At 36.3% G+C, this 5379-nt stretch carries 7 protein-coding genes and 1 pseudogene; 5 read left to right on the plus strand and 3 right to left on the minus strand.

What is annotated here, in order from left to right; translation table 11 throughout:
* The first annotated feature begins 105 nt into the window (after positions 1-105).
* A complete protein-coding gene (locus CUS89_RS16545) occupies positions 106-276 on the plus strand; it encodes an LPXTG cell wall anchor domain-containing protein (protein ID WP_104872539.1) in 171 nt (56 codons plus the stop codon).
* A gap of 344 nt (positions 277-620) precedes the next feature.
* Here the strand turns inward: CUS89_RS16545 and CUS89_RS13700 are convergent, their stop codons facing one another.
* Positions 621-704, minus strand: coding sequence for a type I toxin-antitoxin system Fst family toxin (locus CUS89_RS13700; protein WP_071869432.1), 84 nt, complete (start codon positions 702-704; stop codon positions 621-623).
* A 198-nt stretch (positions 705-902) separates the two neighbouring features.
* On the opposite strand from CUS89_RS13700, the gene CUS89_RS13705 reads away from it, so the two are divergent.
* Positions 903-1259, plus strand: coding sequence for a helix-turn-helix transcriptional regulator (locus CUS89_RS13705; RefSeq protein WP_002337567.1), 357 nt, complete (start codon positions 903-905; stop codon positions 1257-1259).
* Positions 1260-1638: 379 nt separating this feature from the next.
* On the opposite strand, the gene CUS89_RS13710 is transcribed toward CUS89_RS13705, so the two are convergent.
* Positions 1639-2133, minus strand: a complete 495-nt coding sequence (locus CUS89_RS13710) for an AAA family ATPase (RefSeq protein ID WP_002337568.1) — start codon at positions 2131-2133, stop codon at positions 1639-1641.
* 906 nt (positions 2134-3039) lie between these two features.
* Between CUS89_RS13710 and CUS89_RS13720 the strand changes: the two genes are divergently transcribed.
* From CUS89_RS13720 to CUS89_RS13730, 3 genes are all read left to right on the plus strand, one after another.
* The gene (locus tag CUS89_RS13720) at positions 3040-3462 is read left to right on the plus strand and encodes a cupin domain-containing protein (RefSeq protein ID WP_002307506.1); all 423 of its coding nucleotides are present in this window, start codon (positions 3040-3042) and stop codon (positions 3460-3462) included.
* An 83-nt stretch (positions 3463-3545) separates the two neighbouring features.
* On the plus strand, positions 3546-4199 hold the full coding sequence (locus tag CUS89_RS13725) for an ABC transporter ATP-binding protein (protein ID WP_002307505.1): 654 nt from the start codon (positions 3546-3548) through the stop codon (positions 4197-4199).
* Entirely contained in the window at positions 4196-4960 is a 765-nt protein-coding gene (locus CUS89_RS13730; protein WP_002337614.1) for an ABC transporter permease, read from the plus strand. Before CUS89_RS13725 ends, CUS89_RS13730 begins: the two co-directional genes overlap by 4 nt.
* A 305-nt stretch (positions 4961-5265) precedes the next feature.
* Here the strand turns inward: CUS89_RS13730 and CUS89_RS13740 are convergent.
* Positions 5266-5379: pseudogene (locus CUS89_RS13740) on the minus strand (IS6 family transposase); the annotation flags it as partial.

The following is a 5379-nucleotide window of genomic DNA, read 5'->3' on the forward strand; positions in this document are numbered from 1 at the left end:
AAAACTTTGCAACAGAACCGCTGATTATTTAGCTTATTAACGATAGACTCAATTGGTTTATTGAAACATACGCTACCTAAAAAATAATTAATCGTCAAATGATTTTTGAATATAGGAACAACAAAAAAAGTTGAAGCTAAAGAAATTGGAGCAGACGTTCAAAAAGACGGAACAGTTACAGTTAAAGGTTTAGACGGAAAAATGAAAGTTTTACCAAAAACAGGTGAAACAGCAAATATTGCATTGTCTGTCCTAGGTTCATTAATGGTATTATGATCAGGAATCATTTTTAAAAAGAGAATTTAAGTAAATTTAAAAGCATGGTCGCAAGTTTCACTAGCAGCCATGCTTTTATTGAATCATTGTAGGACATTTTAAAGATAAAATTGCCCACTTTAAAATTAAACATGTGCTTAGAATCGTTCTAGGCAACACCAATAACAACAGATAGAATCAGCAACTTGGCTTCATTTTGAAATCATGCTATAATGAATGTGCGAAACGAGATAAGTTCTAATGAATAGCACAAAAGCCCAACCTATTGCGAGTAGGTCGGGCTTTTCTTTGCACTTGTTGCGAATACAAGCGTGTGAGTTAGACAGCAACTTGCTTGCTATCGTCTAATCATCTAACCAATGATCAACTAATGTGATTATTAGACCCACTAAAAGTGGTGCGATAACTAACGAGATAATTTGTTCCATGAATAGCACCCCCTTACGGGGCAAGTTGCCGTTAATTAGTATAGCATACTTAATATTCTAAACAGTTGATAAATTAAGATAAAAGCTAAAATCACTAATCACAAGTGATTTGTGATTAATCACTTGTGATTTACAAGGTGTAACGATATAATTAAATGGAAAACGTGCAAAATATTTACATAAACAGGGGGGAGAAACTTGGAACTAGCATTTAGAGAAAACTTAAAAAAGATGAGAGGTACCAAATCAAAAGAAAAATTCTCCCAAGAATTAGAAATGAGTAGATCAAATTATTCACGAATAGAATCAGGAAAATCAGATCCAACCATAAAAACACTAGAACAAATTGCAAAGTTAACTAACTCAACGCTAGTAGTGGATTTAATCCCAAATGAGCCAACAGAACCAGAATCAGAACAAGTAACATTGGATTTAGAAATGGAAGAAGAAATAATCTCAACTCTCCAAAATCCTCAAAATACCGCTATATCAAGCCATTTCCAGCCTCTACTTTTCCACCCTTGTTATCAATCCCACCAACTCGATGTGGCTTGAGAGGACAGAATGAATGTCATTTGAGTATGTTCGTTCTCGGAAACATATTCACTGCGTTTTTAGCACCATCGGTAGACGGGAACATATCCATTCATGATAAAAAATAACGTGTCTAATTGCATAATCATGATTGAGTAGAGTTGTCAAAAGAATAAACATAACGTATTTCAGTAAGTTTTTTTCCTGTAATTTCAATAATGCATTCATCGTCTTCATTGCATCGCCACTTATTCTTCCGGCTGAATCAATACTACCCCCTGCTCTGAGATGACAATAATGATATCACCTGAAGCTGGTATCCCCTTGTTGGAAGTATATCTTTCAAAAAATTTGACAAAACTTATCATCTAGTACAATTTCCATGCCTAAAACCACAATATTAATATCCCTCGACTACTATAACTTCACCTTCTTCATCAGTTGGGGGTTGAAAATGATCATAATAAGTGGAAGCTGTTTGCTCCGTCAATATGATATCATTTTGATGATTTCCGTTTCTTTTTCGAATACGTTCCATAACAACTTCCTTAGGTGTCTTTATATAATAGATTTTGGGTTCTATGTCGTATTTCTTTAATAATGAAATATATTCATTTCTCATTTCTCTAGACCAAAATGAATAATCGAGAACAATATCAATGTTTTGCATGATAAGTGAAATTAGTTTTTCATCAAGATAGGTTTTAATATCTTCTAAAACCTCCTGAGGTAAAGGATGTTCATTCAAACCTCGTTTGAATGATTCTTCATCATAAGATAGTATTGTCATCCCGGTACTTTCAAATTTTTTTGCTAGTGTTGATTTACCTGCTCCCGCAGGGCCGCACATTAAAATAACTTTACTTTTCGACAAATTATCTACTGTATTTTTCATTGATATAACCTCCTATAACAAACCAAGAAAACATGACACTCTCCTTAAGCATTATTACTATTCACTCTTTTCATGATTTCCTGTACTATTGATGTTTTAGCATTCGCATAGTGCTGGACATGCCTCCATTTATGCATTGGCACTTAATCTCTTATTACTGGAGTTAAATTCATATGATTTTTAATCTGCAAAAAAGTTTATAGCACCGTCGCTTATACCAGAAAATATAACAAACGCCGCATTGTTTTTTGTGCACTTTAATAATCTATTCAACTAAGGAATTAAGCTGGCTGTCAAGAGAGTAATATCGTATCGAATCTCAGGTGGAAATTTTCTGCGGTATCTTTTTTGACTGAAATGACATTAGTGTTTTTTGGGGATTGTGTATGTAAGTATTTTTTAAAATCATTTTAACAAGTTTTGGACAAAAATTCTCATGAAAAAACAGAATTTAAATAGCATGATAAATTAGAGAAGATAGTTTAATGTGCTTATAGGAACACCCCACTTTTACAGTCACAATCAATAACCTTGCTACTTTCTTTCGAAATTGATAAGAGTCTAAAGGATTGACAACGCTTGATAGTGAGCATAAACTTAATGTACGCTAGTTAGTTTACAAGTGCAAACTAAAAAAGTATGATGTGTCGTCTCTGAAATTCTCCCTGATTCAAGTCATAACCAGAGTACATATCGGTTATTTTTTGATTCCATATTTTTTCCTTTATGTGCTGAGGATTAAGGGGTACCAATTGTAATTGCGCATTATATGGTCTTTGTTTAGAATCGCTCTCCAAAAAGCCAATTTTTTTGCATAGAATTTTAGATGTGGTACCATTAATTAGAATTATTATAAATAAGAAGTAGGTATCATTGTTTCAGTACAAAGACTAGGAGGAATGGAAGATGGAAATAGACTACAAGGATCATGGGAAGAAGCCGTATATCATTAATATTGAAGACGCCACCACAGGAAATGATAATTACCGGACGACCATTTGGACAGGCAGTAAACTGCAAGTCACCGTAATGTCCATTCAACCGGGCGATGACATCGGTTTGGAAGTGCACGAAGGCATTGACCAATTTATCCGTATTGAAGAAGGAGAAGGCGTGTGTAAAATGGGGCCTTCTAAAGATAACTTACATGTTCAACAAAAAGTGATGGATGATGACGCCGTATTTGTTCCGGCGGACATGTGGCACAACATCGAAAACACCGGTGATAAGCCGCTCAGACTGTATACCATTTATGCTGGTCCAGATCACCTTGAAGGAACGGTTCACCCTACTCATGAAGACGCCAAAAACGATCCAAACGAACACTGAGGTACACTAGGATGAAACAAAAGCCCTGCACCCGTATGGATGGTCCACTGGTGCAGGGCTTTTTTATAAAGGAGAGATGTGGTATGAGTGATTCATTGTTTCAATTAGAGAAGGTTGGTTTTCAGGCAAACGGAAACCAAATCCTTCAAGATATCTCTTTTACAGTAAACAAAGGGGAAGTGATTGTTTTTTCTGGTCCTTCTGGAAGTGGAAAAAGTACCCTTTTGAAATTAATTGGTACGCTGCTTTCCCCAACTTCCGGAAAAATTTATTATCGAGGTACGGATCTGCAAAAAATCGATCCTGTGGAGTATAGAAAAGAAGTCTCTTATTTCTTTCAAAACGCTTCTCTATTCGATGAGACAGTTCAAGAGAACTTGTCTTTTCCTGCCCGCATAAGAGAAGAAGGATTTGATCGGGAACGTGCAAAAAAATTGTTAGAACGAGTTCAAATACCTGAAACTTACTTATCGAAAGAGGTCAAGGAACTATCAGGAGGGGAAAAACAACGGGTTGCATTGGTCCGAAATTTGATGTATCAACCGAAAGTGTTGCTCCTGGATGAAGTTACCAGTTCATTGGACCAAGAAAACAGAGCGATTGTCCTTGATTTAGTCCGAGACATGATGAAAGACCAACAAACTACGGTGTTGGCCGTCACTCACAACCAGGAAGAAATCGACCAAGCTTCTCGTCTGATTACTATCAAAGGTGGAAAAATGGAGGAATCGAAATGACAAACAATTTGGAAATCAGTAATCTTTCTTTGCTTTTATCCTCTGTCCTCTTGATAGTTGCCTTGTTGATTGATTACAAAGAGAAATTGGGATTAGGAAACGACATTTTTATTGCGGGAATTCGCGCTGTCGTTCAATTATTCCTTATTGGATATGTATTGAGCTACGTATTACGAGTGGATAACAACTTTCTCACTTTAGCGATGGTTTTGTTCATTGTGTTCAACGCTTCTTATAACGCCCATACACGCAGTGAGGGGATCAACCGCTCTTTTAAAATTTCAACGACGGCTATTGGAGTAGGAACAGCCTTGTCCTTACTCATTCTTGTTTTTTCAGGAGTCATTGACTGGTCCCCTTCCCAAATCGTTCCAATTACAGGCATGATTGCCAGCAACGCCATGACTGCGATTGGAGTGACCTATCGGTCTTTGAATTCAAAATTTACGGACCAACGCCAACAGGTATTGGAAAAATTGGCATTGGGAGCCAATAAAAAACAAGCGTCCATGAGTATTGTAAGAGAAAGCGTCAAAACGGGCATGGCTCCTTCAATTGACCAAACAAAAACGGTTGGACTTGTCAGCCTACCAGGTATGATGTCAGGGTTGGTTTTTGCGGGAATTGATCCTGTTCAAGCGATTCGTTACCAAATTGTTGTGATGTTTATGTTGATTTCAGTTACTGCGATTTCTTCGTTTATTGCTAGTTATATGGCTTACCGTGAGTTTTATAACAATCGCAGTCAATTAATTATATGATTTGGGATGATACACTACTCTTAAAACCAGTGGTTACAATTTTATGTAGTTAAAAGAAGACCTCACGAGAATAATTGCAAAAAGAACTTCATTTTTTAAGGAAGAAGGATATTTTTGTCATCGAATCTTTGGAACGACTAGGGCGAAACTATGATGAAATTTTTTATATAGTGCAGCAACTGGATTAAAAGGATATCGGACTGATTGTTTTGAACATGCCTATCCTCAACCAATGAGAACTTTCGACGAACGGTTCTGTTGCAAAGTTTTAAATAAAGAATAAAATCCCTTACGGTATCTATGATTTAAGCTGGGATTCCCAATAATATCTTGATTTCAGTACAGACCGAAAACCCGAAGAGAGTGCCTTCTTTTCGGGTTTTCTTATATAATCCTCGGATGGCTTCCATGCCTTTAAT

It is taken from the genome of Enterococcus mundtii (assembly GCF_002947535.1).
GTDB classification, from domain to species: Bacteria; Bacillota; Bacilli; order Lactobacillales; family Enterococcaceae; genus Enterococcus_B; species Enterococcus_B mundtii_B.